A 24,576-nucleotide genomic window follows, 5' to 3' on the forward strand; every position below is an offset into this window, starting at 1 on the left:
ACCAGCTTGTACGAAATCCCGGGGGAGAGAAGAATGAAACTCGTGACCGCAGCCGCCCTGTCGGCCTTGTTCGCCGCGCCCGCTTTGGCACAGCAACATGCACCGCCATCGGAAGTTCTCGCCGTGCACGATTACGTTGCAGCCGTGTCAGCTGACCGGATCGAGGCGGATATCCGCACCCTGGCCGAATTCGGCACGCGCCACACCCTGTCGGAAACCGAGAGCGATACCCGCGGCATTGGCGCCGCCCGGCGCTGGATCTTCGAGGAGTTCGAGCGTATCTCCGCCGAGTGCGGCGGCTGCCTGGAGGTCATGTATATCTCCGACACGATTTCCGGTACCGCTCGCATTCCCGACCCGGTCGAAGTCGTCTCGGTCATCGCTATCCAGCGTGGCCGGATCGACCCGGATCGCCATGTCATGATGTCCGGCGATATCGACAGCCGGGTCACCGATCCGCTGGACGGAACCTCCGACAGTCCCGGCGCCAATGACAATGCGTCGGGCATGGCAGGCGTGATCGAGGCGGCACGGGTCCTGAGCCGGCACGAGTTCGACGGCTCGATCATCTATGCCGGACTGTCCGGCGAGGAGCAGGGCCTGTTCGGCGGCCAGATCGTGGCCGCCCACGCCATCGAGAATGGATGGCGGATCAAGGGCGTGCTCAATAATGACATGATCGGCAATATCGCCGGCATCAATGGTGTCATCAACAACACCACGGCCCGTGTCTTCTCCGAAGGCACGCGCGCCGTCGAGACGCCGGAGGAAGCCCGGATCCGTCGCTTCACCGGTGGTGAGGTCGACAGCCCGTCCCGCAATCTGGCGCGTTTCGTTGATCGCACGGCGGACCAGTACATTCCCAATCTCGATGTGATGATGGTCTACCGGCTCGACCGTTTCGGCCGCGGCGGCCATCACCGCCCGTTCAATGCGGTGGGCTATCCCGGCGTGCGCATCATGGAGACCAATGAGCATTATGACCGCCAGCATCAGGACCTGCGCACCGAAGACGGCCGACCCTATGGCGATACGATTGACGGGGTCGATTTCGACCATGCGGCGCGACTGACGGCCCTCAATATTGCCGTCATGGCGCAGATGGCCGGTGCCCCGCCTTTCCCCTCCAATGTCACCGTAGCGGGTGCCGTCCAGCCATCGACCACGCTGAGCTGGAACATGGCCGAGGGTGAGGCTGCGGAGAATCTCTCCGGCTATCGGGTCTACTGGCGCCTGACCGATCAGCCGCAATGGCAGTGGAGCCGTTTTGTCGGACAGACAGACACGTTCACGCTCGAGAATGTGGTGATCGACAATTACTATTTCGGCGTTTCAGCCGTGGCGCTTGATGGCTCGGAAACGCCGGTCGTATTTCCCGGCCCGGCCGGCTCGTTCGGCAATTAGAGTCCGGGATTCATCCCTCTGGCGGCACGATCGGATGTATTGTGCCGCCGGGGCGGGCCACACTTGGCCGCATCTGACACGAGAGGATTCGGATCATGATCATGACCTTGCTGGCCGCGACCGCCCTGGCACTTGCACCGAATGCCCCTGCGCGGGCCGAGGAGCAAGCCTTTGAGCAGGCTGAAACGGGGGCTTTGTCCCTGGCCGATCATCTGGCGCCCGAGCTCGGGCGCTTCGCCGTTGCCAATTGGGTGATGAGTGGGCCCGGCGAGATGTCGGAGCTCCACTTCACCGTCGAAACAGGTCTGGTCCTGGGTGGGCAGGGTGTCCGCACGATCTGGCGCGAGGCCGGCACCGGTGCCTTCTTTGGCGAGCTGACCCGCGTCCTGGATGCTGAAACCGGCGAGGTCGTGCAGCACTGGTTTGCTGCGGCGCGTGGCGAATGGGCGGTGACCCGCCAGGCCCTGGAATTTGCGCCGGACGGCCATGGCTCGGAATTTTCCGGTGAGGACGGGTTCGGGCCCTTCGATGCGCGAACGCGGACCCGGCATAATGCCGATGGCAGCTATGTCTGGACGATCGAGCGTCGCTATCCCGGCACGAACTGGTTCCTGGTCGACCGCGGCGAAGCCGTCCCGATCGCGAATTGACGGGCGGGGCAGGGCCCGCCCGCCAGGGCGCGTCTGCCTAGTCGCGCGCGACGATGGTGTAGGTCACGGTTTGGCCGGTGGCGGCATTGACACCGGTCCAGCTTGCGCCGACGTCCTCGGCGTCACCGAGCGGTGCGCATCCGCCTTCACCCGTGCTGCGCTGGAAGCAAAGCTCATTGCCGTCAACCCACCAGGTACCGGCAATCCCGGCATTGGTGGTGTAGGTTCCGTCGGCCTCGAAATAGGTGATGTAGCTGCCTTGCGCGGTGGAGACTTCCAGCGCGTTGGCGACCAGCGTGTCGACCGGTGAGGCCTGCAGCGCGGCGGCGAGAAGAAGTGAACTGATCAACATGATGTATTCCCCTGACAGTGTGGTTGATTGATTGCGGCGGGAACGCCGTTTCCAACACTCGGTACGACCATAGGCGGCGAATTCGCCTGTCTCAATACATTCGTTGAAGAAATTCCCGTGACAGGGGATGCTCCGGGCATCGGCTGGCAGGGCCGTGGCCGAGGCGCCCCCGGTGCGCGCGCGCGGGCATTGGGCGGTCAGTCAGGCCGGCGGAATGATCATATGGATTTGAGCAAGGCGTATGCCGACCGGGCCGGCAAGGCCCGACTAGCCGGCTTCGCGAACCGAACGCGGGCGCGGATCGCGCCCGGCGATGTCACGATGGGTGACTTCTTCGCCGCTCTGATTGGCGACGCTTATCGGCGCGATTTGTTCGCCGGTCCGGGCGTCATAGACTTCCACGGGAAGCCCGTCATCGCCATAGACCCATTTGTCGCCCCATTGCTGCATCGCCATGAGGATGGGGAAGAGAGCTTCGCCGCGCTCGGTCAGTACATATTCCTGACGCTGACCGCGAACGCCGACTTCTTCGCGCTCCATGATGCCGTTCTCGACAAGCTTGTTGAGGCGGTCTGTAAGGATATTCTTGGCAATGCCGGTGCGCTCGTGGAAATCGCTGAACCGGCGTGCACCCTTCATGGCATCCCGCACGATCAGAAGCGTCCACCAATCGCCCACCTGATTCAAAGTCTGCGCAATCGCGCAAGACATTTCATCAAAACGTTTCCGGCCCATTCTTGGTCCCCCAAAAACCAGATCGCTGCCCGTGCGACCTACCAATCCAACACCAAAACCATCACGGCATCCGGCCCCCGAGGCGAGATGTTGTCTCAGTGATCATAGCGCGCGACAGTGCGGGTCTGAGCTATCAAGGCCCGCAAAAAGTCTTGTCACAGGATACAGCCTCTACCGAGTTTGGCGACCCCTTATGTTGCCATGACAACTGGTTAACCGCTGATCGGGCAGGGGTTTCTGGCATTGGTTAGTATGACAAGTCATTGACAGGACAGTTTTTTATGGACGCCTCTTCGATCGACCAATTGCAGGTAATAGTTGATGACCAGTCGCGGCTCGGGATCACCCTCATCCTCTTTGTGATGATGCTGTCAGTGTCACTGACGCTGAATCTGTCCGATTTCGCATTGATGAGGCGCGAACCCCTGCGCGTGCTGGGGGGCGTGGCAGTCCAGCTGATCGGTCTGCCGCTTTTGACGCTGGGTCTGATTTTGCTTCTCTCTCCGCCCGCAAGTATCGCGCTGGGCATGCTCATTGTCGCGAGTTGTCCGGGCGGGAACGTCTCGAACGTGCTGACCCGGGCGGCTGGCGGCAATACTGCCTATTCGGTCACGCTGACCTCGATCTCAAGTGTCTCGGCCGCAGTGATGACACCGCTCTCCATCCTGTTCTGGTCAGGCCTCTATGCGCCGGCCAGCGCCCTGGTCACCTCGCTGGAAATCGACCCGCTTCCCTTTTTCGCGCAAACCGCCGTGCTGCTCGCGTTTCCACTTGTGCTGGGCATGGTCATCCGAGCCTGGCGGCCGGCCTTTGCCAAGCAGGCTGCGGCGGTGCTGGGGCCCATCGGGCTGGCTTTCATCGGGCTGCTCGTGCTCGTCGGCATCGTCCAGAACCTTTCGATTTTCATCGCGACCGGGGCGCTGATCATCCCCATCGTCATCCTGCACAACAGCGCCGCCTTCGGGCTCGGCTGGCTGGCCGGCCGCGGCATGGGCATGGAAGCGGCGCGGGCGCGGGCGCTGACCTTCGAGGTCGGCATCCAGAATGCCGGGCTCGGCCTGGTCATCCTGCTCAGCCAGTTTGACGGCGTCGGGGGCGCGGCAGCCATCATCGGCACCTGGAGCATCTGGCACCTGATCGGCGGTTCGCTGTTGGCGGGCTTGTTCCGGCTGATCGATTCACGGAAACTCGGGCCACGTGCCGCAGAGCGCGAGACCTGACGGGAGGCTGACATGCACGATATCAAGATCACCGGTGGTGAACTCCATGACGGAGCCGGCGCGGCCCCTGTCACCGCCGATATCGCCATCAAGGACGGGCGTATCGCCGCCATCGGCACCGATCTCGGTCCGGCCGCGCAGACGATTGATGCGAGCGGCAAGCTGGTCACGCCGGGTTTCATTGACATCCACACCCATTATGACGGCCAGGCCAGCTGGGATGGCCAGCTTCGCCCCTCGATCGATCACGGCGTCACCACGGCGGTCATGGGTAATTGCGGCGTCGGTTTCGCGCCGGTGCGCGAGGCCGATCACGGCAAGCTGATCAAGCTGATGGAAGGCGTCGAGGACATCCCCGGCACTGCCCTGCATGAGGGCCTGACCTGGGACTGGGAGAGTTTCCCCGACTATCTCGACGCGCTGGCGAAAATTCCGCGCACCATCGATATCGCCGCCATGGTCCCGCATGATCCGCTGCGCGTTTATGTGATGGGTGATCGGGCCGTCCATTCCGAACCGGCCAATGACGCCGATATCGCCGAGATGCGCCGCCTGACCCGCGAGGCGCTGGAAGCCGGCGCCGTCGGTTTCGCGACCGGTCGCTCGGATGTCCACAAGACCGCCGATGGTGAATGGACGCCGTCCTCTGAATCCACGCGCGAGGAACTGACCGGCATCGCTCGGGCTTTCGACGGTCTCGATTACGGCGTCGTCCAGGCTGTCTCCGACTTCAATCTGGAACGCGGTGAGCAGGATTTTGACGAGGAATGGGCGATCATCGCCGCTTATGCCAAGGCGTCCGGCCGGCCTTTCTCCTTCTCTCTCATGCAGCGTGATTTCGCGCCGGACCAGTGGCTCAAGCTCATTGCGCGGACCGAAAAGCTGAAGGATGAGGGCGTTGATGCCCGCATGCAGGTGGCGCCGCGCGCCATTGGTGTCTTCCTCGGCTTCAATTGCACCTTCCACCCTTTCATGGGCTATCCGACCTACAAGACCATTGCCGACCTGCCGCTCGCCGAACGCGTCGCCCGCATGAAGGATCCGGATTTCAAGGCGCAGATACTGTCGGAAAAGACCGACAAATTATCCGGTCCCGGCTCCTCGGTCCCGCCGCTCGCCGACCTGCTGATGGCGCATATCGAATTCGTCGCCGAGAAATTCTTCCAGCTCGGCAATCCGCCGGACTATGAGCAATCCGGCGAGCATTCCCTGGCCGCGCGGGCCCGTGCGCAGGGCGTCTCGCTGATGGAAATGATCTATGACACGCTGCTGGAGCGTGACGGGCACGAGCTGATCTATCTGCCGCTCTATAACTATACCGAGCTCAATTATGACAATGTGCTCAGGATGATGGAGCATCCGCAGGCGCTCTACGGCCTGTCCGATGGCGGCGCCCATGTCGGCACGGTCTGCGATGCCTCCATGCCGACCTACATGCTCACCCACTGGACCCGCGACCGCAAACGCGGCCGCAAGCTCGACCTGCCGCGCGTGGTGCGCATGCTGACCGGCGCCCAGGCCGATTACATGGGCATGAGCGATCGCGGCTATCTGCGCGCCGGGATGAAGGCCGACATCAACATCATCGATCTCGACCGCCTGCAGATGGAACCGCCCCACATGGAGCGCGACCTGCCCGCCGGCGGCCAGCGCCTGCTCCAGGGCGCCACCGGCTATGTCGCAACCATCGTCGCCGGCGAAGTGGTGATGGAAGAGGGCCAGCTCACCGGCGCCATGCCGGGCACGGTCTATCGGGCCGGGCGGCAGGCAGTGGCGGCGGAGTAGGGGATGCGGAATTTCGCCTGGAAGAGTGCGCTTTTCCTGATTTGCTTGTTGAGCGGCCTTCTGGCGTTCTTCTTTATGTTGAAAGCCTTCTTGTCGGGTTGGCGCGAGGCGTTGTCTTTCGTGCCGTCCGCGATATCCGTGATGGGAATGACTGCCACGGCCATCTGGTTGTTGGCCCTGCTGCTCGCAACTGTGTTCAAGGTAGCGGATGTTTTCGAGACCCGACGCGTCAAGGCGTTACGCCGAGAGATAGGCGATCAGGTTGAGGTGCGAGTTCGCGAGACTTGATTATCCGGGCTTCGCCCAGACCTCCCCCTAAACCTCTTGCCAGCAGTGGGCCACCGGGGTTCAGCGTCGTCAAGGCCGCCTTCGGCGCCGCAATGCGGGCATGCGCCTTGACGACGCTGAACCCCGGTGGCGCAGTCTCGGCATGAGATTTAAGGCAGAGACCGGCTCGATTTGCGAGACCTTAAGGCATAGGCCGAGGGACATGCACCTGCGCTACGTGTAACGTCCCAAAGTGCCAATGTCTCGAAGGGACACGGACCTTAGGTCCATGTCCCTGTGTTATCGTCGTTCAGGACGCTAGCGCTTGCGGGCCTTGCGGGCGGCGTAGCGCTCGTCACGGGCGGCTTTTTTGGCGGCTGCTTCGGCCACGAGCGCATCGGCGGCTTCGCGTTCCGCAATGAGGGCAGCTTCGGCCTGCTGGGCAAGCTCAGCTTCCTTGCGGGCTTGCGTCTCGGCTTTCACGCGTTCGCGCTCGATCCGCCGCGCTTCGCGTGCCTTGTCTGCCAGTTCCTGTTCAGCGCGCCGGGCCGCAAGCGTCGCCTCGTCCGGCTTTGGCGCATTCTTGAATTTCTCCAGAAGTTTCTTCTTGGCCTCCGCGGCGTTCTTGTTGCGGTCGACGAAACTCGGATTTGCGTAGTTTTTCAAACTGATTTGGTCCCTGAGCCTGTGGAGCGCCGGCATGGCAGGTTGCCTGCTTCGACGCTTGGCCCCTTACTGCACTTGCTGACCGGCTCGCGCAAGCCTGTGCGGTCTCATATTCGATGCCCGTGGGTGAATTGCGCCGGATTTTTCAGATCAGCCCATACCCGAACGCCTGACGCTCGTGGTCGAGCAGCCAGCGTTTGCGCCATAGTCCGCCGCCATATCCGGTCAGCGATCCGTCAGCGCCGATGATGCGGTGGCAGGGGGTGACAATCGCGATCGGATTGGCGCCGTTGGCGCGTGCGACGGCACGGGTTGCTGTCGGTTGGTCGAGCGCTGCGGCCTGTTCGCCATAGCTGCGGGTTTCGCCGGCCGGAATGGCATGGAGGGCATCCCAGGCGCGCATCTCGAACGGCGTGCCCACCGGCGCACACGGGGTTTCGAACCTCGCTGAGCGGCCGGCGAAGAATGCCTTCAGCTCGGCGGCCAGTTGTCGGGTCGGCCCGGTGCGCCCGAACGCGATACCTGAATCAGCTGCGCGCTGAAGCTTGATGAGCTCGGTCGGCAGGAGGCCGCGTTCGAAGAATTCGAGCAGTCGCAGATGCGTGGCGTCGGCTATGGCCAGAAGCGGGCCGACCGGGCTGGGGATCCAGTCGGCCCGGAGGTTGGCCTCGGAGGGCGGGGTGCCGCCGAGCCGCTTTGCGAACGCCTGCCGGAAACCGGCGTCATCATCAAACAGGGGCTCGGCGTGTTCCGGCTTCATCGCACGTAGCTGGCACCATTGATGTCGATACAGCTGCCGGTCGCGCTGCGGCAGGCTCCGGAGGCGAGAAAGGCGCACATGGCGGCGATCTCGTCGGGATGGGCCAGATCGCCGATCGGGATTTCAGCCTTGGCGCGGGCGCGGTCTTCCTCGTGCTGCGGTCCCATGCGGGTATCGATCCAGCCCGGCGCGAGGGCGTAGGCGTAGACGCCGTCATTGCCCCATTGCCGGGCAATCGTCTTGGTCAGCGACAGGAGGGCGCCCTTTGAGGCACCATAGGCCATGTGATTGCGGTCCTCGCCGCGATAGCCGGCGCGGCTGGCGATATTGATGATCGAGCCGCCGCCCGAGGCGACCATTTCCGGGATCGCGGCGCGGCAGATATCGGCCACTGCCATCAAATTGACCTGCAGCGTTGTCGCCCAGCTGGTTTCCCAGTCCGTATCGGAACTGTCGAGCGGGCTGGCCCAATGGATGCCGGCATTGTTGACGATGATGTCGAGCCGGCCCGAGGCCAGGTGCAGGGCTGCGTCATATAGGTCTCGGCCGGCGCCGGGCTGCGACAGGTCGGCCTGGACGGCGCCGAGCGCCGCCGGTCCGATGGCCTGCACGGCGGTGTCGGCATCGGCCATGTTCTGATTGCCGTGCAGGACGACTTCGGCACCCTGGGCCGCGAACATGTGTGCCGCCGCCAGGCCGACGCCATGGCTGGAGCCGGTGATCAGGGCGCGCTTGCCCGTCAGTTGTCCCGTCATTTCAAGCCTATTTCATCTGCTTCTTGGCGACGGTTTCGTACATCTTGCCATAGGGCGGGGCAAGCAGGCGGGAGGGGTGCCACTTGCCGGTGCGGAAGACCGAGCGCTCGTGGCTGAAGGTCAGGAAGCCGGCCTCGCCATGATAGGCGCCCTGTCCGGATGCGCCGATCCCGCCGAAGGGAAGGTCGGGCACGGAGAGGTGCAGCAGGTTGCTGTTGACCCCGACCCCGCCCGACAATGTGTTGTCGAGGATCCGGTCGGCCTGGATCCTGTCGGTTGAATAGACATAGAGCGCCAGCGGGTGGTCACGCTCATTGACGAATTCGGTCGCCGCGTCGAGCTCGGAATAACCCACCACGGGCAGGATCGGCCCGAAGATTTCCTCTGTCATCAGCCGGCTGTCCAGCGGCGGGTTGAGGACGATGGTCGGCGGAATTTTCCGGGCCGCCTGGGCGGCCTGGGCATCATGCTTGGGCTGCAGGATTTCGGCGCCGCCGGCGCGCGCTTCCTCGATCATGCCGTTGAGGCGCTCATAATGCCGGTCCGAGACAATGGCCGTGTAGGCATCATCGGTCGCGACATCCTTGAACTGGTGCCGGGCGACCTTGATGATTGCCTCGCCGAGCGCTTTTTCGCTGCCTTTCGGGGCAAGCACATAGTCCGGCGCGACACAGGTCTGTCCGGCATTGAAGAACTTGCCCCATGTGATCGATTTTGCTGCCGAGTCCTGAGGGTAGTTCGGGGTCACGATGGCGGGTGACTTGCCGCCCAGCTCAAGGGTGACGGGGACGAGGTTCTCCGCCGCTGCCATGGCCACAAGCCGGCCGACCTGGGTCGAACCCGTGTAGAAGAGGTGGTCGAATTTCAGTTTCGTGAAGGCCTCGCCGACTGCCGGTCCTCCGGTGATCACGGTGACATGATCCTCCTCGAAAGCGCCGGCGAGGAGCGACTTCATGATTTCGGCTGTGGCTGGTGTGTATTCCGACGGTTTGATCATCGCCCGGCAACCGGCGGCCAGGGCCGCGACCAGCGGGGCCATGGCAAGCTGGAAGGGATAATTCCACGGCGACACGATGCCGACGACGCCCTTGGGTTCGCGGCGGATCGTGGCCGAGCCGGGCATCAGCGTCATCGGAACGCCGACCTTGCGCGGCTTCATCCATTTGCCCAGATGCTTCCTGGCATGGCCGGCATCCTGGATCACGAAGGCGATCTCGGCGATCACGCTTTCCTGCTTGGCCCGGTTGCCGAAATCGCGGCTGATGGCCTCGGCGATGGCATCGGCATTCTTGCGACAGAGGTCGGCAACCCGGTCGAGATCGGCCTTGCGCTTGTCGATCGGCCGGTGGCGCTCGGCGCGGAAAGCGGTCTGCTGGGCCGCCAGAAGGGCCTTCATGCGTTCGATCTGCTTGGCTTCGGCTTCACTCATTGTGGCCTCCTTACGCGTTGTCTTCGGCGATCATGGCGGCCGCGCGGGTCGCGATCATGATCGTGGGTGCATTGGTATTGCCGCCGATCAGGCGCGGCATGACGGACGCGTCGATGACGCGCAGCCCGTCGACGCCGCGAACCCGGCAGCGACTGTCCGTGACCGCCAGCTCGCCTGATCCCATCGCGCAGGTCGAGGTCGGGTGGTAGAGCGTTTCGGCCCGGGCGCGGACATCATCCCGCAGCCCGGCCATCGTTGTGATATGGGCGCCGGGAAAGCGCTCTTCCTTGCGGTCATGGTCAAATGCCGGCGCGTTGAGGATATCACGCACCTTGGCCAGGCCGTCCGTCAAGACGTCGAGGTCGAATTCGTCCTCGAGATAGTTCGGCTGGATGGCCGGATGGTCGTTGGGGTCGGTGCTCTTGAGCGTGATCGCACCACGGCTTCTCGGATAGAGCTGGCAGACATGCAGGGTGACGCCATGCCCGCGAACCTTTTCCATGCCATGGGCATTGGAGATCGCGGGGATAAAGACGAGCTGCAGGTCGGGCAGGTCGCCGGCATGCGCCGACTTGATGAAAGCCCCGCCCTGGACCGGATTGACCGTGAAGGGACCATCGCCGCGCAACGCCCAGCGCGCCACCATGTACATGTGGTGCGGCAGTGATCGTATCGAATTGCCGATCGAGGTTGCCGAATTGGTCCAGACCTGGGCCGTCACGTCGAGATGGTCCTGCAGGTTCTTGCCGACGCCGGGCAGGTCTTGCTCGACGCTGACGCCTGCCGCCCGCAACTCGTCGGCCGGGCCAACGCCGGACAGGAGCAGGGTTTGCGGTGAGTTGATGGCTCCGCCCGACAGAATGACTTCCCTGCGGGCATTCAGGGTGCGGATCTCGCCCTCGATCTCGACCTCGACGCCGGTTGCGCGGCCATTCTCGATGACCACCCGGTGCACCATGGCGCCGGTCTGGACCGAGCAGTTTTCACGCTCGAGCGCCGGGCGCAGGAAGGCGTCGGCGGCCGAGCAGCGCTTGCGGCCTTTCTGGGTCACCTGGTAGGGGCCGAACCCTTCCTGGGCCGGGCCGTTGAAATCGTCATTGCGCTTGTACTGCAACTGGTCGCCGGCCTTGAGGAAATCCTCGGTCAGCGGGTTGAGCGGGGCGATGTCCTGCACCCAGAGCGGTCCGCCCGTGCCGTGCAGCTCGCTGGCGCCGCGCGTCTGGTGCTGGACTTCCTTGAAGGCGGGCAGGGCGTCCTTCCAGCCCCAGCCTTCAGCGCCATATTCGGTCTCCCACTCGTCATAGTTTTCCGGAGCCCCGCGCATATAGTGCATGGCGTTGATCGAGGAGGAACCGCCCAGCGTCTTGCCGCGCGGCCACAGCAGCTTGCGGTCGTTCAGCTGTTTTTGCGGTTCGGTCCAGTAGCCCCAGTTGAACTGCTCGCCGGTGACTGCGTATTGCAGCAGCATCGGCGTGCGGATGATCGGGCTGTTGTCGGTCCCGCCTGCCTCCAGAACGAGGACCGAGACGGCGGGATCGCGCGACAGCCGCTCGGCAACGGTGCAGCCGGCCGAGCCGGCGCCACAAATGATATAGTCGTAATCCACATTACTCATCGTCGGCCTCCATCTGTTCGGTCTGCATGTCGGGTCGGGTTGCGGCGGGGTCGTCACCATAACGGGCGGCGAGGGCCCGCATGGCGATGATCGACTCTTCCGTGCGAGCGCCCCAATCCGTGTCGGCGGCGGTGCGGGCGATCACGATATTGCGGCGCTCATCGACCCAGACATATTGGCCGTAGACGCCGGCCATGAAGTATTCGCCGTCATGGTTTTCCGGCACCCAGAAATGCAGGCCATAGCCACGATGGGCATAGACCGAGTCCGGCCCGGCTTCCTGGAAGGGCGCGTTGGGGCGGGTCGCCTGTGTGACCCAGCCTTCCGGCAGCAGGCGCTCGCCGTCCCAGATTCCGTCCTGCAGGTAGAACTGACCGAAACGGGCATAGTCCTCAAGCGTCGCGTTGAGGCAGCAATAGCCAATCGCCATGCCGTTCTCGCCGGGAATATTCTGGTTCCAGTAGGCCTCTCCGGTCATGCCCAGCGGCTGCCATATCCGGTCCTGGACGATATGGGCGAGGGTGTCGTTATAGACACCGCGCACCACGGCCGAGAGGACCTGGGTGTTGGCGCTGACATAGTGCAGGTCTTCACCCGGCGTCCGGTTGCGCTCTATATCGGCAACCAGGCGATCGATGTTTTGCCCGTAAATGTTGGCCCCGAGGAAGAGGCGGCGAATGTCTGAATCCGGGGCGTTGTAGTCTTCCTCGAAATCCATCCCGGCCGACATCATGAGAAGGTGGCGCAACGTGGTGTCGCCGTAATCGCTGCCGCCATATTGCGGCGCGAACATCTCGGCGCTCTGATCGAGATTGGCGATGCGCCCGTCCTGTATCGCCATGGCGATCAGGGTGGCGACATAACTCTTGCCGACCGACCAGGACGTGTGGCGCGAGCCGGCATCGGCACCGAGGCGGTAGGCCTCGTACACGACCTCGCCATTGTGCAGCACCATCAGCCCGGTGGTATCGCTGTCCGCCATCCAGTCGTCGACGGTACGATCAGCACCGCCAAAGCGGTAGCCGACGGCAACCGGTTGAAGGTTTCTCTCCAGATGGGTGGCCGATTCGGATGGGTTTATCGCGCGATAGGGGAAGACGGCCCCCATGTTGGTGAATGTTTCCACGAGCCGTTCCGGTTGGGTTGCGGCCTGGATTTCAGCCGGCGAATATTCCGACCAGGGCCGATAGAACCAGCCTGCGGCCGCGAGGGCGCCGGCGCCTAGAATCACGACTAAACCGATGATAAGTTTCTTCATTTTTCTCCCCATGACAGCGATTTGAACGCTGTTCACTCCTTAAGGTACCAGAGTTGGGACAGGAGAAAAGGGTGAGATTTCCGACGGAATTTCAAAACGCTGGGTGAGGTATCCATGCATCAGGCCGGGCATGATTTTTGCGGAGGGGGGATAAACCGGCTGACAGAGGTGTCGAGCGGTGTTCATATATTGGACAGATGCGCGGAATGGTTGGCTAATAAAACCGCGCCACAGGGGAGAAAATCCAATGAAGATGTTTTCCAAAGCCGTTGCGATGGGCACGACGGCTATTTTGACCGGGCTGTTTGCGGGTAGCGCAATGGCACAGGTCGACGTGATCACCGTGACATCCCAGAAGCGCGAGCAGACGCTTCAGGATACGCCGGTTTCGGTCGCCGTCGTCACCGGTGAACAAATCGAGCAGTCGCAGATTCGCGACGCGGCAGACCTGCAGACGCTGGTTCCCGCGCTTCGCGTATCCGAGTTCGCGACCTCAACGAATACGGAATTCAATCTGCGCGGCATCGGTACGTCGAGCTTCAACCCGGGCCTCGAGCCGTCGGTCGGCGTCTTCATTGACGGCGTTTACCGTCCGCGTTCGGGCTCTGCGATCAACGATTTGATGTCGGTTGAGCGCGTTGAGGTCATTCGTGGCCCGCAGTCCACCATCTTCGGCCGCAACACGCCGGCCGGTGTTGTCAGCATCATCACCCAGGCACCGGACTTCGATTTCAACTACGCCGGTGAAGTGACGGTTGGCAATTACGGCATGCGCCAGGCGCGCGGTACCGTGACGGGACCTCTGACGGACAATGTCGCCTTTCGTCTTGAAGGCAATGTGCACCAGAATGACGGTTATATTGAGGTCGTTGATGGCCGTGAGGCCAATAATCGCGACCGGATGAGCTTCCGCGGTCAACTGTTGTTCAATCCGAGCGACAATACCGAGGTCCGTATCATCGCCGATTGGGGTGATATCGACGAGAATTGCTGTGCCGCACCGTTCGCCTTCTATGACCCGATCGACCTCGCGGCGCTGGTCGGACTTGGCGGCACGGCCGTGCCGGCTGATCCCAATGGAGGCGACACGATCGCCATCGATGGCGACCTCAACACCCAGCTCGTCACCCAGGGTATCTCTGCCGAGATCGAGCATGATTTCGACAGCTTCACCTTTACCTCGATCACGGCCTTCCGGAATTACGACGAAGACCAGATTTTCGACGCCGACTTCTCGGATCTCGACCTGGTCAGCCTGCGTCATATCGAGAACCAGTATGACAGCTTCACCCAGGAGTTCCGCCTGACCTCGACCGGCGACAACATGGTCGACTGGATGGTTGGCGGCTTCTACTACAATAACGAGCTGAACTACGACAATTCGACGCCTTACGGCGCCAATGCCCGCGCCTTCTTCGACGCGGCCTCGGCCCCGTCCGTGGCCGATCTCGTCGCGTCCTTCGGCCTGCCGGCCGGAACCGGCGGCGTGTCGCTTCTGGAAATTTTCCTCGACATGAACCAGGCTGCCGGTGTGGGCGGTTTCGTTCCGCTGGCGTCGGGCAATGGCGCCCTGCCGACGAGCCCGACCGAGGGTTTCATTTCGACCCAGCACGGCCTGATTTCGGAAAGCTACCAGTACAACACCAATGCCTGGTCGGCCTTCGGTCAGTTCGACTGGCATGTCACCGACCAGTTCACGGTGACACTGGGTGGTCGCTATTCCGACGAAGACAAGGACATGGTAACGGCGATCAACCAGCCGGATCCGATGTCGGCCTTCTCCTTTGTTGACCTCGCCCAGGACCTGCGTCTCGTGACGCCGGGCACCTGTGACCCGGGCCTGTTCCCGGTCATTGGCGGCGACGCCTGTGCCTATCTTGTCCCGGCCATCCTGTTTGGTCAGGCCCAGGCTGAGGCTCTTGGTGGCGATCCGACCCTGCTGAACACGCTGGTCGCTCTCGGCATCTCGCCGACTTCGCCGCTCACCGAAGCGCAGGCGTCCAGCCCGGCTCTCAACCCGCTGCTGGGCTTCACCGCCTTCCAGAACTTCCCGCCGGTCAATGCGGGCAATTTCCCGACCTCGCGCAACGACACGAATTTCTCGGGCAATATCATCCTGTCCTACGATGTGTCTGACACGCTCAATCTCTATGCGAGCTATGCAACGGGCTTCAAGCCGGGCGGTTTCAACGTCTCGACCAATGCCGCCTTCACCGGCGTCTATGAATTCGAGGAAGAGACCTCCGAGAGCTTCGAGGTTGGTGTGAAGGGCTCGTTTGATGGCGGTCGTTTCGTCTACGCCATGGCCTACTTCAACCAGGAGGTCACTGACTTCCAGACCAACAATTTCGTTGGCAACGGTTTCGCGCTCGAGAATGCCGGGTCGATCGAAGTCTCCGGTCTCGAGTTCGAAGGTCAGTGGGCACCGACTGACAACCTGCTCTTCACGGGTGGTTTCACCTACCTGTTCGACAGCATCTACGGCGAGTATCTCTACGCGCCTTGCCCGGACAGCTTTGACGCCGCCGACCCGAATTTCGCACTTTGCGTGCCGGGTGCGGAGCGGACCAATGGCGCTGGTGTCACGGCCCTGTTCAACGATCTGACCGGTCGTGATCGCGGTAATTCGGAGTTCCTCGGGGCTCTGACCGCGACCTATACCCACCAGGTCGGCGAGGGCATGGAAATGTCCTGGCGTGGTGAGATGAGCCATGTGTCGGAATTCTCCCACACGACCAGCCAGGATCCGCGTCCGTTCGCGAATCAGGATGCCTTCCAGCTTTACAATGCGTCTGTGACGCTCGGTGCCGATGACGGTGCCTGGGCCGTGCAGGTGTGGGGCCGGAACATCTTTGACGAAAACTACACCAAGGGTGGTTTCCCGTCGGTCGGTTATCTCGGCACCAGCTATAATGCCTATCCGGGTGATCCGCAGACCTATGGTGTTACCCTGCGCATTCGCGGCTAGTGAACGCCGTTCAAATAAGCGTATGATTGCGGGCGGGGGCCATTGGCTCCCGCCCGTTTTCGTTTGTGGCGGAGCTGTTTGATGGGACTGATATTCCTGATCATCGGATCGATCCTTGGCGTCAGCGCCATGGTATTTTTCAATGCGCGCCTCGGCATCAGCCCGCAGGCCAGGCTGTCGGGACTGGACGAGGCGATTGCGCGCCTCGATGCCGACCGGGTCGGCTTCGAGGCCGGTGAGGCTGTGCTTGCCGCGGATGGCGAGGGCGCTCTGGTTGCGTCGCGCTCCGGGGACTGCCTGGGGCTTCTGGTCGCGCGCGGCAGTGATTTCGTGATCCGCTATCTCACGCCCGGCTCAGTGCGTGAGGTGAGACTTGATGATGCCGGCGAGGCGGGCGGCGCCGGCTTCCGGTTTCGACTGAATGATTTCGTCTTCGCGCCGGCCCATCTGCGATTTGACGATGCCGAGACGGCGGCCCGCTGGGCCGACCGCCTGTCCGGCCTCACGCAGGGAGGTCAGGCATGACCATCCAGGTTCCCGCCTTTGTCGAAACCCTCGACCCGATAACGCTCGCCATTCCCTTCTTCACGCTCTCGGTCTTTGCCGAGATGATTCATGCCCGCCTGACGAAGAAGACGCGCTTTGAGACCCGCGACACCGCAGCCAGCCTGATTATGGGGCTTGGCAACAATATTTCCTCGATCATCTTCGGCCTGTTGCTGGGCGGCTGGTCGGTCTTCGTCTATGAGCACCGGCTGATGGATATCTCCTTTGCCTGGTGGGTCTGGGTGGTCGCGATCTTCCTCGATGATTTCCTGTATTACTGGTCGCATCGCTTCGCCCACACCGTGCGCTGGTTCTGGGCCGACCATGTCGTCCACCACTCCTCCCAGCACTACAATCTGACCACCGCCCTGCGACAGCCCTGGCTGAGCCCCTTCACGCTGAAATTCATGTGGCTGGGATCGGCGATGGTGTTTGTTGGTTTCCACCCGGCGATGGTGGCCTTTGTCGGCGCACTCAATCTGATCTACCAGTTCTGGATCCATACCGAGGCGATCAAGCGTTGCCCGGCCTGGTTCGAGGCGATCTTCAACACGCCCTCGCACCACCGCGTCCATCACGCCACCAACCCGCTCTATCTCGATCGCAACTATGCCGGCATTTTCATCATCTGGGACAAGATGTTCGGCACTTTCCAGCCCGAGCTGGACGAGGAGCCCTGTCGCTACGGCATCGTCAAGAATCTCGGCACCTACAATCCGATCAAGATCTGCCTGCATGAATGGCTGGCCATCGTGAAGGACATGGCGAGCGCCAAATCGATCAGGCATGCCGCGCTCTATTTGCTCGCCCCGCCCGGCTGGTCGCCGGACGGATCGCGCGAGACGTCCAGGCAGATTCTGGCGAAGTGGGAAGCGCGGCAGGCTGAAAAGCCGGACAAGGCCGAGGCGGCGGAATAGGGCCTGTTCTCCTTTTCCGCCCCCCATCGTGGGGAGGTGTCGCGCCCGAAGGGCGGGACGGAGGGGTGACGCCGAAGGCGGCATTTGGCCCTCCTTGCTTGTGGCCCTCCTCGCTTGCGCTCGACCCCATCGCCCCTCCTTCGCCAAGGCTCCGGAGGGCCACTTCCCCACGTCGTGGGGAAGAAAAGGGAGAGTTTATCCCGTTTGTGCAGCCCGTCCTTCTCCCTTGGGAGAAGGTGGCCGGAGGCCGGATGAGGGGGAAAACGCCCGCTGGCACCGGGATTTACCCCTCACCCTGACCCTCTCCCAAGGGAGAGGGAAAGCGGTTGCGACAGGAAAATCTGCCAAACTTATCCTCCCCCTCCAACGCCGGGCGATAATGCCCTCGGTTTTCGGGACGGGAGGCGCGAGCTCAGTCACTTGTGCCCGGAAACGAGCGGAGCCTGTCCGCGTCTCGGGGGTGACAGCCCGAAACTCCGGCAGGGCCTGCGAACCGGTCCCGGGGCATTAAACGACCGACCCCATGTACCGGCCGCATTGGAAACGGGGTGGAGACAGCCCGGGAAAACTCCGCGAGCGGGATGCCGAGGACACCACGGACACCGCAGACCAGCCAAACGGACACCCCGGTGTCCGCCGGCATTCCGCTCCCTCCTGTCTCCGGCGCTTCGCGCGTGCGGAGCCGGACGGCGTGCCATGTTTCCCCGATCACAATTCCGGATTCCCCCTTGCCAAAAACGGGAAAATGACTCACGTTTGTGTTGTGAACATTGTTCACCAAGGCGCTGTGTGCGAAAAACGCACAAGCACAGGACATGATTGGTCGCACCTGGGGAGGTAACGCGCCATGGCATCGCTTCGCGAGCTCTATCCGATGCCGGACATCGACAAGCACTGGTCGATTCCGGAGCAATTCAACGCCACCTTCGATTTCGAGTATGACGAAGGTCGCTCCACGCTCATGCACCTGTACCAGAAGGGCAAGGACATGCAGTGGGATGCGGTCAATCGCATCGACTGGAGCCTCGAGCTTGACCCGGAAAATCCGATGCAACTGCCCGATGAAGGCATCGCGCTGCACGGATCGCCGATCTGGGAGAAGATGACGAAGAAGGAACAGATCGAGTTCCGCCGTCATGCCCAGGCCTGGAATATCTCGCAATTCATGCAGGGTGAGCAGGCGGCCCTGATCTGTGCCGCCAAGATCGTCGAATCCGTGCCGGATCTCGACGCCAAATTCTATGCCGCGACCCAGGTCATGGACGAGGCCCGCCATGTCGAGGCCTACAAGAAGCTGATGCAGAAATTCGGTGTCGCCTATCCGATGACCGAACCGCTGCGCCAGCTCGTTGACCAGGCCCTGCGCGACAGCCGCTGGGACTTCACCTATCTGGCCATGCAGGTCGTCATCGAAGGGCTCGCGCTCGCCGCCTTCGGCACGATCCGCGATCTCGCCCAGAACCCGCTGGCCAAGATGGTCAATGCCTATGTGATGGAAGACGAGGCGCGCCATGTCGCCTTCGGTCGTCTTTCCCTGCGCGACTATTATCCGCAACTGACCCAGGCCGAGCGCGATGAGCGCGAGGAATTCTTGGTCGAGGCCTGCTATCACATGCGTGACCGCTTCCAGGCGCGGGAAGTCTATGAAGTCATGGGCCTGCCGGTCGAGGAATGCGTGGCCTGGGCCGAGCAGTCGGAAATGAACAAGCTGTTCCGGACCCTGCTGTTCCAGCGCATCGTGCCGGTCGTGAAAGACATCGGCCTGTGGGGTCCGAAGATCCAGGCCGCCTATGCCGATATGGGCGTGCTGCACTATGCCGACCAGGATCTCGATGCCCTGGCCAAGCAGGACGAGGAAATCGCTCGCGAACTCGACACGGTGAAACACCAGGATGTGCGCACGGCCTACGTCAATGCCGTCGCTGGCGCCGCCGAGTAGAGACGGTCGCCTTTCACTTTATCCCAGACTGGGGCTCCGCATCATGCGGGGCCCTTTTCTTTTGTGGCTTGTGTCACGTCATCGCAGCCGTGGGAGGTTCAATTCGTCCCGGAACAGGCATGCGGCGGTCCGGAGTTTGACCTCCGGACCGCCGGCTGCACTCGTCTCACCCCTGGAGGGGGCTATCCACGCGTTCGGTTCAAGACGCTGGCGGTCGACATGCCTGTGGGTGCGCCCGGGCTTTCAACGCGTTCCTCGCCAATGCGCGGGGGCAAAGTATCCACAAATGTTGGACTATAAATATCGCCTCGTTCAAAAACCGCCCGCGCAAGTTCCTCGGTTTGACCATTCTCGACGCGCAGATATCGCACGGCGACACGGTGATCTGCCCGATAATTCAGAACATAACGGTAGCTGACGCCGTTGGCATCCGGGTCTGATACATAGACGCTGCGGTACCAACGTATGTCGCAGCCGTTTTCATTCAGGACACGCACGTTGTCGATAAAGCCAAACCAGGTCGACTCCCGGTCAGCATGCTGCAAGGACAAGCCGTCGCCATAGGAAAAGCCAACCAACTGACCTGGCATATTGGGCATGTCACCATGAGACAGGACCGGGTTCAGGTGCCACAAATACCGCCAACTCGCCACCCACATTTCACATCCGGCGTTGGCGATGCTTTCGCTGTCAACGACATTGGCGATGGTAGGTGATCCGCGATAGCGCCGGTCGACACTCGACGTCGCGGCGCCGGTCTGACTCTCCGCAGGCGCCGCGAAGCAAATTCCGGCTATCAGCGCAGCGGCACCGACAATGACATGGCCCAATTTCATTTCATCTCCCCCGTTGATGAATTCGCAGAGTGTCGGGGTTCAATCGGGGCGTCAATATCTGGCCCAGCGTTTTGTAAACGAACGAATGTCTCGCTTCGTGAGCGAGAACCGGTTCAATGGCGCTCCCCCTCAACTCTCCCCGAACGCATAGGGAGAGGCGCGCAGCTGGTGCGGGTCCAGGGTGAGCTTGCGGTTGAGGGGCGGGAAGGCGCGCTGGGCGCAGTCCTCGCGGTCGCAGAGGCGGCAGGCGAGGCCGATCGGGGCGGGCCGGGCGTCGGCCACGCCGTCGGCATGGATGACCTTGCCGGCATTGTCCCAGTCACAGCCCAGGGCGATGGCGTGCAGGACCGGCGGCTGACCGCTCGGGCCGGGCGTCGACTGGCCACGGGCCAGCGAGAGCATGCGAGTGCCGTCCGGCAATTCGAAGACCTGGGCCAGAATGCGTTCAGGCAGGCGCAGGGCGTCGTAGAGATTCCATTTCGGACAGCCGCCGCCGGATCGCGCGAACGGCATGATGCCGCCGCGGAAGCGTTTCGAGACATTGCCCGCCGCATCGACCCGGATCATGAAGAAGGGCAGGCCGCGCGCGCCGGGGCGCTGAAGCGTGGTCAGGCGGTGGCAGACCTGCTCATGACTGGCCTCGAAACGGCGCTGCAGCCGGTCAAGATCATGGCGGCTGGTCTCGGCGGTCTTGAGGAAGGCGGCATAGGGCATCTGCACGGCGCCGGCGAAGTAATTGGCGAGCCCGATCCGCAGGAGGCGGCGGCCTTCCGGACTGGGCAGGCCGATCTGGTCGCACAGGCGGTCCAGCAGCTCGGCCTGTTCCAGAGAGGCCAGCACGACGGCGATGTGAAAGCCACGCGAGGCCGGAGCGATGGTTTCGGACAGGAGGAGGCGGCGTCCATGGAAGTCGACCCGGCGGCGCGCGCCCGCCATCACGTCCTCGTCCAGCACCCGCACGGTAAAACCATGCTGTTCCTGCAGATAGGCGGCCAGCGCCTGGTCGCGATTGCGGCTGCGCAGGCCGGCCCGTTCGCACAGGGCCTCGGCGGCCTCCTCCAGCTCCGGAAAATGATTGTGGTGGGTGTCGATCGCATCGCGCACCGATTCCAGCACGGCACCCGGTCCGCCCGTGGTGGCGCCGGGGCCGGAGATGCGGGTCGCCATGTCGGCTGTCGCCGTTGCCATCTCGCGATAGGACTGGAAAAGGCGGGTGAGGGCCTCGGCGGCACGCGGCTGGCTGTCGGCCAGCTCGTTGAGCTCCATCCGGTCCAGTTCCAGCCCGGCCAGGACCGGATCGGCGGCGGCCTCGGCGAGGTCGGCGATCAATTGCCGGTCGCTCTCATTGGCGAAGCCGCGGACATCGACATCAAAGGCCTCCGCAAGCGCCAGAAGGACGCGGGCCGTGACCGGGCGCTGATTGCGTTCCAGCAGGTTGAGATAGCTGGCCGACAGGCCGAGCGCCTCGGCCGCCTCGGCCTGGGTCAGGCCGCGCTCGCGCCGCAGGCGACGCAGGCGGGCGCCGGCAAAGATTTTCTCGAAGGCCTGATTGTCACTCATTCTTGTACCAAAATTTACAAACTGACATCAACACAATGTAATCATCATACATGAAAACCTCTTTATAAGAAAAGCCCTATCGACGTGTCTCCTTCCGTTTGACAGTTTTGCTGCAACGCAACTCAAGCCAAACCGGCCCAGCCGGCACGGAGATAGAAATGACGACTTTCGCGGATCTGGTTCCCAATACGGCCGATGATCGTTTCAACGGTATCGAGCGCCCTTACTCCCCCGAGGATGTGCAAAAGCTGCGCGGCTCCGTCACCATCAGCCAGACCCTGGCCGAGCGCGGCGCCAACAAGCTTTGGGAGCTGCTGAAGACCGAGCCCTATATCAACGCGCTGGGCGCGCTGTCGGGCAACCAGGCCATGCAGATGGTTCGCGCCGGTCTGAAAGCGATCTACCTGTCCGGCTGGCAGGTCGCCGCCGACGCCAATACCGCCGGTACCATGTATCCCGACCAGTCGCTCTACCCGGCCAATTCGGCGCCGGAACTGGCCAAGAAGATCAATCGCGCCCTGCAGCGCGCCGACCAGATCGAGGTGTCCGAGACCGGTCAGGCCAGCCGTGACTGGTTCGCCCCGATCGTCGCCGATGCCGAAGCCGGCTTTGGCGGCACGCTCAACTGTTTCGAGATCATGAAGGCCTTCATCGAGGCCGGCGCTGCCGGCGTCCATTTCGAAGACCAGGTCGCGGCCGAGAAGAAGTGCGGCCATCTGGGCGGCAAGGTCCTGATCCCGACCAGCCAGCATGAACGCAATCTCGCAGCGGCCCGCCTCGCGGCTGACGTCATGGGTGTCTCCACAATCACCGTGGCGCGTACTGATGCGGAATCGGCCAATCTGATCAATTCCGACATCGACGAGCGCGATCACGAGTTCATCGATTTCGATGCCGGCCGGACGCCGGAAGGCTTCTTCCGCCTGAAGTCCGGCGTTGGCGTGGATCACTGCATCAAGCGTGGCCTCGCCTATGCCAAGATCGCCGACCTGCTGTGGTGGGAAACCTCCAAGCCGAACCTGGACGAGGCGCGCCGTTTCGCCGAAGCGATCCAGAAGGAGTTCCCGGGCAAGATGATGGCCTATAACTGCTCGCCCTCGTTCAACTGGGAAGCCAATCTCGACAAGGCCACGATCGAGACCTACCAGCAGGAGCTCGGCGCCATGGGCTACAAGTTCCAGTTCGTGACCCTGGCCGGCTTCCACCAGCTCAATCACGGCATGTTCGAACTGGCACGTGGCTACAAGGCGCGCGGCATGGGCGCCTATTCCGAGCTGCAGCAGGCCGAGTTTGCCTCCGAAGTCGACGGCTACACCGCAACGCGCCACCAGCGCGAAGTCGGCACCGGCTATTTCGACAAGGTCTCGCTCGCGATCTCTGGCGGTACCGCTTCGACGACCGCCATGGGCGAGTCGACCGAGTCGGCCCAGTTCGCAGCCGAGTAACGCCTCACTCACTGCTCCTTGCCGGGGTGCGGTCCCTTTCGAGCGCACCCCGGTCTTCTCTCCCGATACAGGAGAATGACATGACCCTTATTGCCCCCTCCGGCGTCGAAGTCCTGGGCCATCTCGAGCCCGGCTATCGTGATATTCTCAGCCACGAAGCGCTCGGCTTCCTGGCCGGCCTGCACCGCCGTTTCGAAAAGCGCCGCCAGTCGCTGCTGCGCTATCGCAAGGAACGCCAGGCCGAACTTGACCAGGGCGCGCTTCTGATGTTCCCGCACGAGACGGTCGATATCCGCTCCGGCGAGTGGAAGGTCCGTCCGGCTCCCGCCGACCTGCAGGATCGCCGCGTCGAGATCACCGGTCCGGTGGATCGCAAGATGGTCGTCAATGCGCTCAATTCCGGCGCCAAATGCTTCATGGCTGATTTCGAGGACGCCACATCCCCGCTCTGGGCCAACCTGATTGAAGGCCAGATCAATCTCCGCGATGCCAATCTGCGCGAGATCGACTTCACCGATCCGAAGAACAACAAGCGCTACCAGGTCAAGGAGGACGCGGCGGTTCTGATCGTGCGTCCGCGCGGCTGGCATCTCGACGAGCGCCATGTCCATGTCAACGGCCAGGCGATTTCCGGCTCGCTGTTCGATTTCGGCCTCTATGTCTTCCATAATCATGCAGCCCTGAAAGAGCGCGGCACAGCCCCGTATTTCTACCTGCCCAAGCTGGAAAGCCGGCTGGAGGCGCGCCTGTGGAGCCTGGTCTTCCAGCATGCCGAGGACGAGCTGGGCCTGGAGCGCGGCACGCTGCGCGCCACGGTACTCATCGAAACCCTGCCGGCGGCCTTCGAGCTGGACGAGATCCTCTACGAGCTGAAAGATCATATCGTCGGCCTCAATTGCGGCCGCTGGGATTATATCTTCAGCTATATCAAGCGCCTGAAGTCACGCCCCGACCATGTCCTGCCGGATCGCTCGGCGGTGACGATGAGCGTGCCCTTCATGGCGGCCTATTCCCGGCGGGTGGTGGCGGTCTGTCACCGCCGCGGCGCCCACGCCATGGGTGGCATGTCGGCCTTCATCCCGGTCAAGAATGACCCGGAAGCCAATGCCGCTGCCACCGAAAAGGTCCGCGAGGACAAGTTGCGCGAAGTGAAGAACGGCCATGATGGTACCTGGGTCGCACATCCGGACCTGGTTCCGGTCGCGATGGAGGTCTTCAACCAGCACATGAAGGGCCCCAACCAGCTTGATCGTCCGGCTGATCCGCATGAGCGCCCGGTCACCACGCAGCAATTGCTGGAAGCGCCGGTCGGTGACATTACCAATGCCGGTGTCGACGACAAAATCGATGTCGCCATCCGCTATATCGCCGCCTGGCTCGGTGGTCGCGGTGCGGTGCCGATCCGCAATCTGATGGAAGATGCAGCGACGGCCGAGATCGCCCGGGCCCAGCTCTGGCAATGGCGGACT

Annotated in this window: 21 protein-coding genes; 11 read left to right on the forward strand and 10 right to left on the reverse strand. The window is 62.7% G+C overall.

What is annotated here, in order from left to right:
* Positions 1-33: 33 nt before the first annotated feature.
* Positions 34-1,404 carry a M28 family metallopeptidase gene (locus tag QZZ02_RS10290; protein WP_291844153.1) on the forward strand — a complete coding sequence of 457 codons (1,371 nt, stop codon included), beginning with the start codon at positions 34-36 and terminating at the stop codon, positions 1,402-1,404.
* 95 nt (positions 1,405-1,499) lie between these two features.
* On the forward strand, positions 1,500-2,054 hold the full coding sequence (locus tag QZZ02_RS10295; RefSeq protein WP_291844155.1) for a hypothetical protein: 555 nt from the start codon (positions 1,500-1,502) through the stop codon (positions 2,052-2,054).
* Positions 2,055-2,091: 37 nt separating this feature from the next.
* Here the strand turns inward: QZZ02_RS10295 and QZZ02_RS10300 are convergent, their stop codons facing one another.
* Positions 2,092-2,406 carry a hypothetical protein gene (locus tag QZZ02_RS10300; protein WP_291844157.1) on the reverse strand — a complete coding sequence of 105 codons (315 nt, stop codon included), beginning with the start codon at positions 2,404-2,406 and terminating at the stop codon, positions 2,092-2,094.
* 267 nt (positions 2,407-2,673) lie between these two features.
* Positions 2,674-3,141, reverse strand: coding sequence for a helix-turn-helix domain-containing protein (locus QZZ02_RS10305; protein WP_291844159.1), 468 nt, complete (start codon positions 3,139-3,141; stop codon positions 2,674-2,676).
* 281 nt (positions 3,142-3,422) lie between these two features.
* Here QZZ02_RS10305 and QZZ02_RS10310 point away from each other — a divergent pair, with 281 nt between their 5' ends.
* From QZZ02_RS10310 to QZZ02_RS10320, 3 genes are read left to right on the forward strand one after another with little or no spacing between them, the layout of a single operon-like run.
* Positions 3,423-4,361: a bile acid:sodium symporter family protein gene (locus tag QZZ02_RS10310; protein WP_291844161.1), complete on the forward strand. Its 939-nt coding sequence runs from the start codon at positions 3,423-3,425 to the stop codon at positions 4,359-4,361.
* Between the two features lie 12 nt (positions 4,362-4,373).
* Positions 4,374-6,146 (forward strand): amidohydrolase family protein, encoded by a 1,773-nt coding sequence (locus tag QZZ02_RS10315; RefSeq protein ID WP_291844163.1) that lies wholly within the window; start codon positions 4,374-4,376, stop codon positions 6,144-6,146.
* A 3-nt stretch (positions 6,147-6,149) separates the two neighbouring features.
* Positions 6,150-6,434, forward strand: a complete 285-nt coding sequence (locus tag QZZ02_RS10320) for a hypothetical protein (RefSeq protein WP_291844165.1) — start codon at positions 6,150-6,152, stop codon at positions 6,432-6,434.
* Positions 6,435-6,731: 297 nt separating this feature from the next.
* On the opposite strand, the gene QZZ02_RS10325 is transcribed toward QZZ02_RS10320, so the two are convergent.
* The 6 genes from QZZ02_RS10325 to QZZ02_RS10350 all read right to left on the reverse strand — a co-directional run bounded on the left by QZZ02_RS10325 (position 6,732) and on the right by QZZ02_RS10350 (position 12,896).
* Positions 6,732-7,079 (reverse strand): DUF6481 family protein, encoded by a 348-nt coding sequence (locus QZZ02_RS10325; RefSeq protein WP_291844167.1) that lies wholly within the window; start codon positions 7,077-7,079, stop codon positions 6,732-6,734.
* 145 nt (positions 7,080-7,224) lie between these two features.
* A complete protein-coding gene (locus QZZ02_RS10330) occupies positions 7,225-7,839 on the reverse strand; it encodes a methylated-DNA--[protein]-cysteine S-methyltransferase (RefSeq protein ID WP_291844169.1) in 615 nt (204 codons plus the stop codon).
* Entirely contained in the window at positions 7,836-8,594 is a 759-nt protein-coding gene (locus QZZ02_RS10335; RefSeq protein WP_291844171.1) for an SDR family oxidoreductase, read from the reverse strand. Before QZZ02_RS10335 ends, QZZ02_RS10330 begins: the two co-directional genes overlap by 4 nt.
* A gap of 7 nt (positions 8,595-8,601) precedes the next feature.
* Complete coding sequence (locus QZZ02_RS10340) at positions 8,602-10,023, reverse strand: coniferyl aldehyde dehydrogenase (RefSeq protein WP_291844174.1); 1,422 nt, start codon at positions 10,021-10,023, stop codon at positions 8,602-8,604.
* 10 nt (positions 10,024-10,033) lie between these two features.
* Positions 10,034-11,638, reverse strand: a complete 1,605-nt coding sequence (locus QZZ02_RS10345; protein WP_291844177.1) for a GMC family oxidoreductase N-terminal domain-containing protein — start codon at positions 11,636-11,638, stop codon at positions 10,034-10,036.
* Positions 11,631-12,896, reverse strand: a complete 1,266-nt coding sequence (locus QZZ02_RS10350; protein ID WP_291844180.1) for a serine hydrolase — start codon at positions 12,894-12,896, stop codon at positions 11,631-11,633. Before QZZ02_RS10350 ends, QZZ02_RS10345 begins: the two co-directional genes overlap by 8 nt.
* Before the next feature lie 247 nt (positions 12,897-13,143).
* Here QZZ02_RS10350 and QZZ02_RS10355 point away from each other — a divergent pair, with 247 nt between their 5' ends.
* From QZZ02_RS10355 to QZZ02_RS10370, 4 genes are all read left to right on the forward strand, one after another.
* The gene (locus QZZ02_RS10355) at positions 13,144-15,864 is read left to right on the forward strand and encodes a TonB-dependent receptor (RefSeq protein ID WP_291844182.1); all 2,721 of its coding nucleotides are present in this window, start codon (positions 13,144-13,146) and stop codon (positions 15,862-15,864) included.
* A gap of 81 nt (positions 15,865-15,945) precedes the next feature.
* Complete coding sequence (locus tag QZZ02_RS10360) at positions 15,946-16,389, forward strand: hypothetical protein (RefSeq protein WP_291844184.1); 444 nt, start codon at positions 15,946-15,948, stop codon at positions 16,387-16,389.
* Positions 16,386-17,327 (forward strand): sterol desaturase family protein, encoded by a 942-nt coding sequence (locus tag QZZ02_RS10365; RefSeq protein ID WP_291844185.1) that lies wholly within the window; start codon positions 16,386-16,388, stop codon positions 17,325-17,327. The genes QZZ02_RS10360 and QZZ02_RS10365 overlap by 4 nt, the downstream gene beginning before the upstream one ends.
* A gap of 847 nt (positions 17,328-18,174) precedes the next feature.
* On the forward strand, positions 18,175-19,266 hold the full coding sequence (locus tag QZZ02_RS10370) for a ferritin-like domain-containing protein (RefSeq protein ID WP_291844186.1): 1,092 nt from the start codon (positions 18,175-18,177) through the stop codon (positions 19,264-19,266).
* A gap of 182 nt (positions 19,267-19,448) precedes the next feature.
* On the opposite strand, the gene QZZ02_RS10375 is transcribed toward QZZ02_RS10370, so the two are convergent.
* Together QZZ02_RS10375 and QZZ02_RS10380 are read right to left on the reverse strand one after the other, a co-directional pair.
* Positions 19,449-20,102 (reverse strand): hypothetical protein, encoded by a 654-nt coding sequence (locus QZZ02_RS10375; protein ID WP_291844187.1) that lies wholly within the window; start codon positions 20,100-20,102, stop codon positions 19,449-19,451.
* Between the two features lie 129 nt (positions 20,103-20,231).
* Positions 20,232-21,662 (reverse strand): short-chain fatty acyl-CoA regulator family protein, encoded by a 1,431-nt coding sequence (locus QZZ02_RS10380; RefSeq protein ID WP_291844188.1) that lies wholly within the window; start codon positions 21,660-21,662, stop codon positions 20,232-20,234.
* Positions 21,663-21,820: 158 nt separating this feature from the next.
* On the opposite strand from QZZ02_RS10380, the gene aceA reads away from it, so the two are divergent.
* Together aceA and aceB are read left to right on the forward strand one after the other, a co-directional pair.
* The gene (gene aceA / locus QZZ02_RS10385) at positions 21,821-23,107 is read left to right on the forward strand and encodes an isocitrate lyase (protein ID WP_291844190.1); all 1,287 of its coding nucleotides are present in this window, start codon (positions 21,821-21,823) and stop codon (positions 23,105-23,107) included.
* 80 nt (positions 23,108-23,187) lie between these two features.
* A partial coding sequence (aceB, locus tag QZZ02_RS10390; protein WP_291844193.1) for a malate synthase A occupies positions 23,188-24,576 on the forward strand: 1,389 nt, incomplete at its 3' end.

This window comes from Maricaulis sp. (assembly GCF_015665295.1).
Classification (GTDB): Bacteria; Pseudomonadota; Alphaproteobacteria; order Caulobacterales; family Maricaulaceae; genus Maricaulis.

Bases quoted from the DNA above. Each gene is read 5' to 3' on its own strand.
- QZZ02_RS10340 (WP_291844174.1), bottom strand. From the start codon at position 10,023: ATGAGTGAAGCCGAAGCCAAGCAGATCGAACGCATGAAGGCCCTTCTG.
- QZZ02_RS10345 (WP_291844177.1), bottom strand. From the start codon at position 11,638: ATGAGTAATGTGGATTACGACTATATCATTTGTGGCGCCGGCTCGGCC.
- QZZ02_RS10350 (WP_291844180.1), bottom strand. From the start codon at position 12,896: ATGAAGAAACTTATCATCGGTTTAGTCGTGATTCTAGGCGCCGGCGCC.
- QZZ02_RS10320 (WP_291844165.1), top strand. From the start codon at position 6,150: ATGCGGAATTTCGCCTGGAAGAGTGCGCTTTTCCTGATTTGCTTGTTG.
- QZZ02_RS10295 (WP_291844155.1), top strand. From the start codon at position 1,500: ATGATCATGACCTTGCTGGCCGCGACCGCCCTGGCACTTGCACCGAAT.
- QZZ02_RS10360 (WP_291844184.1), top strand. From the start codon at position 15,946: ATGGGACTGATATTCCTGATCATCGGATCGATCCTTGGCGTCAGCGCC.
- QZZ02_RS10380 (WP_291844188.1), bottom strand. From the start codon at position 21,662: ATGAGTGACAATCAGGCCTTCGAGAAAATCTTTGCCGGCGCCCGCCTG.
- QZZ02_RS10375 (WP_291844187.1), bottom strand. From the start codon at position 20,102: ATGAAATTGGGCCATGTCATTGTCGGTGCCGCTGCGCTGATAGCCGGA.
- QZZ02_RS10315 (WP_291844163.1), top strand. From the start codon at position 4,374: ATGCACGATATCAAGATCACCGGTGGTGAACTCCATGACGGAGCCGGC.
- QZZ02_RS10310 (WP_291844161.1), top strand. From the start codon at position 3,423: ATGGACGCCTCTTCGATCGACCAATTGCAGGTAATAGTTGATGACCAG.
- QZZ02_RS10290 (WP_291844153.1), top strand. From the start codon at position 34: ATGAAACTCGTGACCGCAGCCGCCCTGTCGGCCTTGTTCGCCGCGCCC.
- QZZ02_RS10335 (WP_291844171.1), bottom strand. From the start codon at position 8,594: ATGACGGGACAACTGACGGGCAAGCGCGCCCTGATCACCGGCTCCAGC.
- QZZ02_RS10305 (WP_291844159.1), bottom strand. From the start codon at position 3,141: ATGGGCCGGAAACGTTTTGATGAAATGTCTTGCGCGATTGCGCAGACT.
- QZZ02_RS10365 (WP_291844185.1), top strand. From the start codon at position 16,386: ATGACCATCCAGGTTCCCGCCTTTGTCGAAACCCTCGACCCGATAACG.
- aceA (WP_291844190.1), top strand. From the start codon at position 21,821: ATGACGACTTTCGCGGATCTGGTTCCCAATACGGCCGATGATCGTTTC.
- QZZ02_RS10355 (WP_291844182.1), top strand. From the start codon at position 13,144: ATGAAGATGTTTTCCAAAGCCGTTGCGATGGGCACGACGGCTATTTTG.
- QZZ02_RS10330 (WP_291844169.1), bottom strand. From the start codon at position 7,839: ATGAAGCCGGAACACGCCGAGCCCCTGTTTGATGATGACGCCGGTTTC.
- QZZ02_RS10300 (WP_291844157.1), bottom strand. From the start codon at position 2,406: ATGTTGATCAGTTCACTTCTTCTCGCCGCCGCGCTGCAGGCCTCACCG.
- QZZ02_RS10370 (WP_291844186.1), top strand. From the start codon at position 18,175: ATGGCATCGCTTCGCGAGCTCTATCCGATGCCGGACATCGACAAGCAC.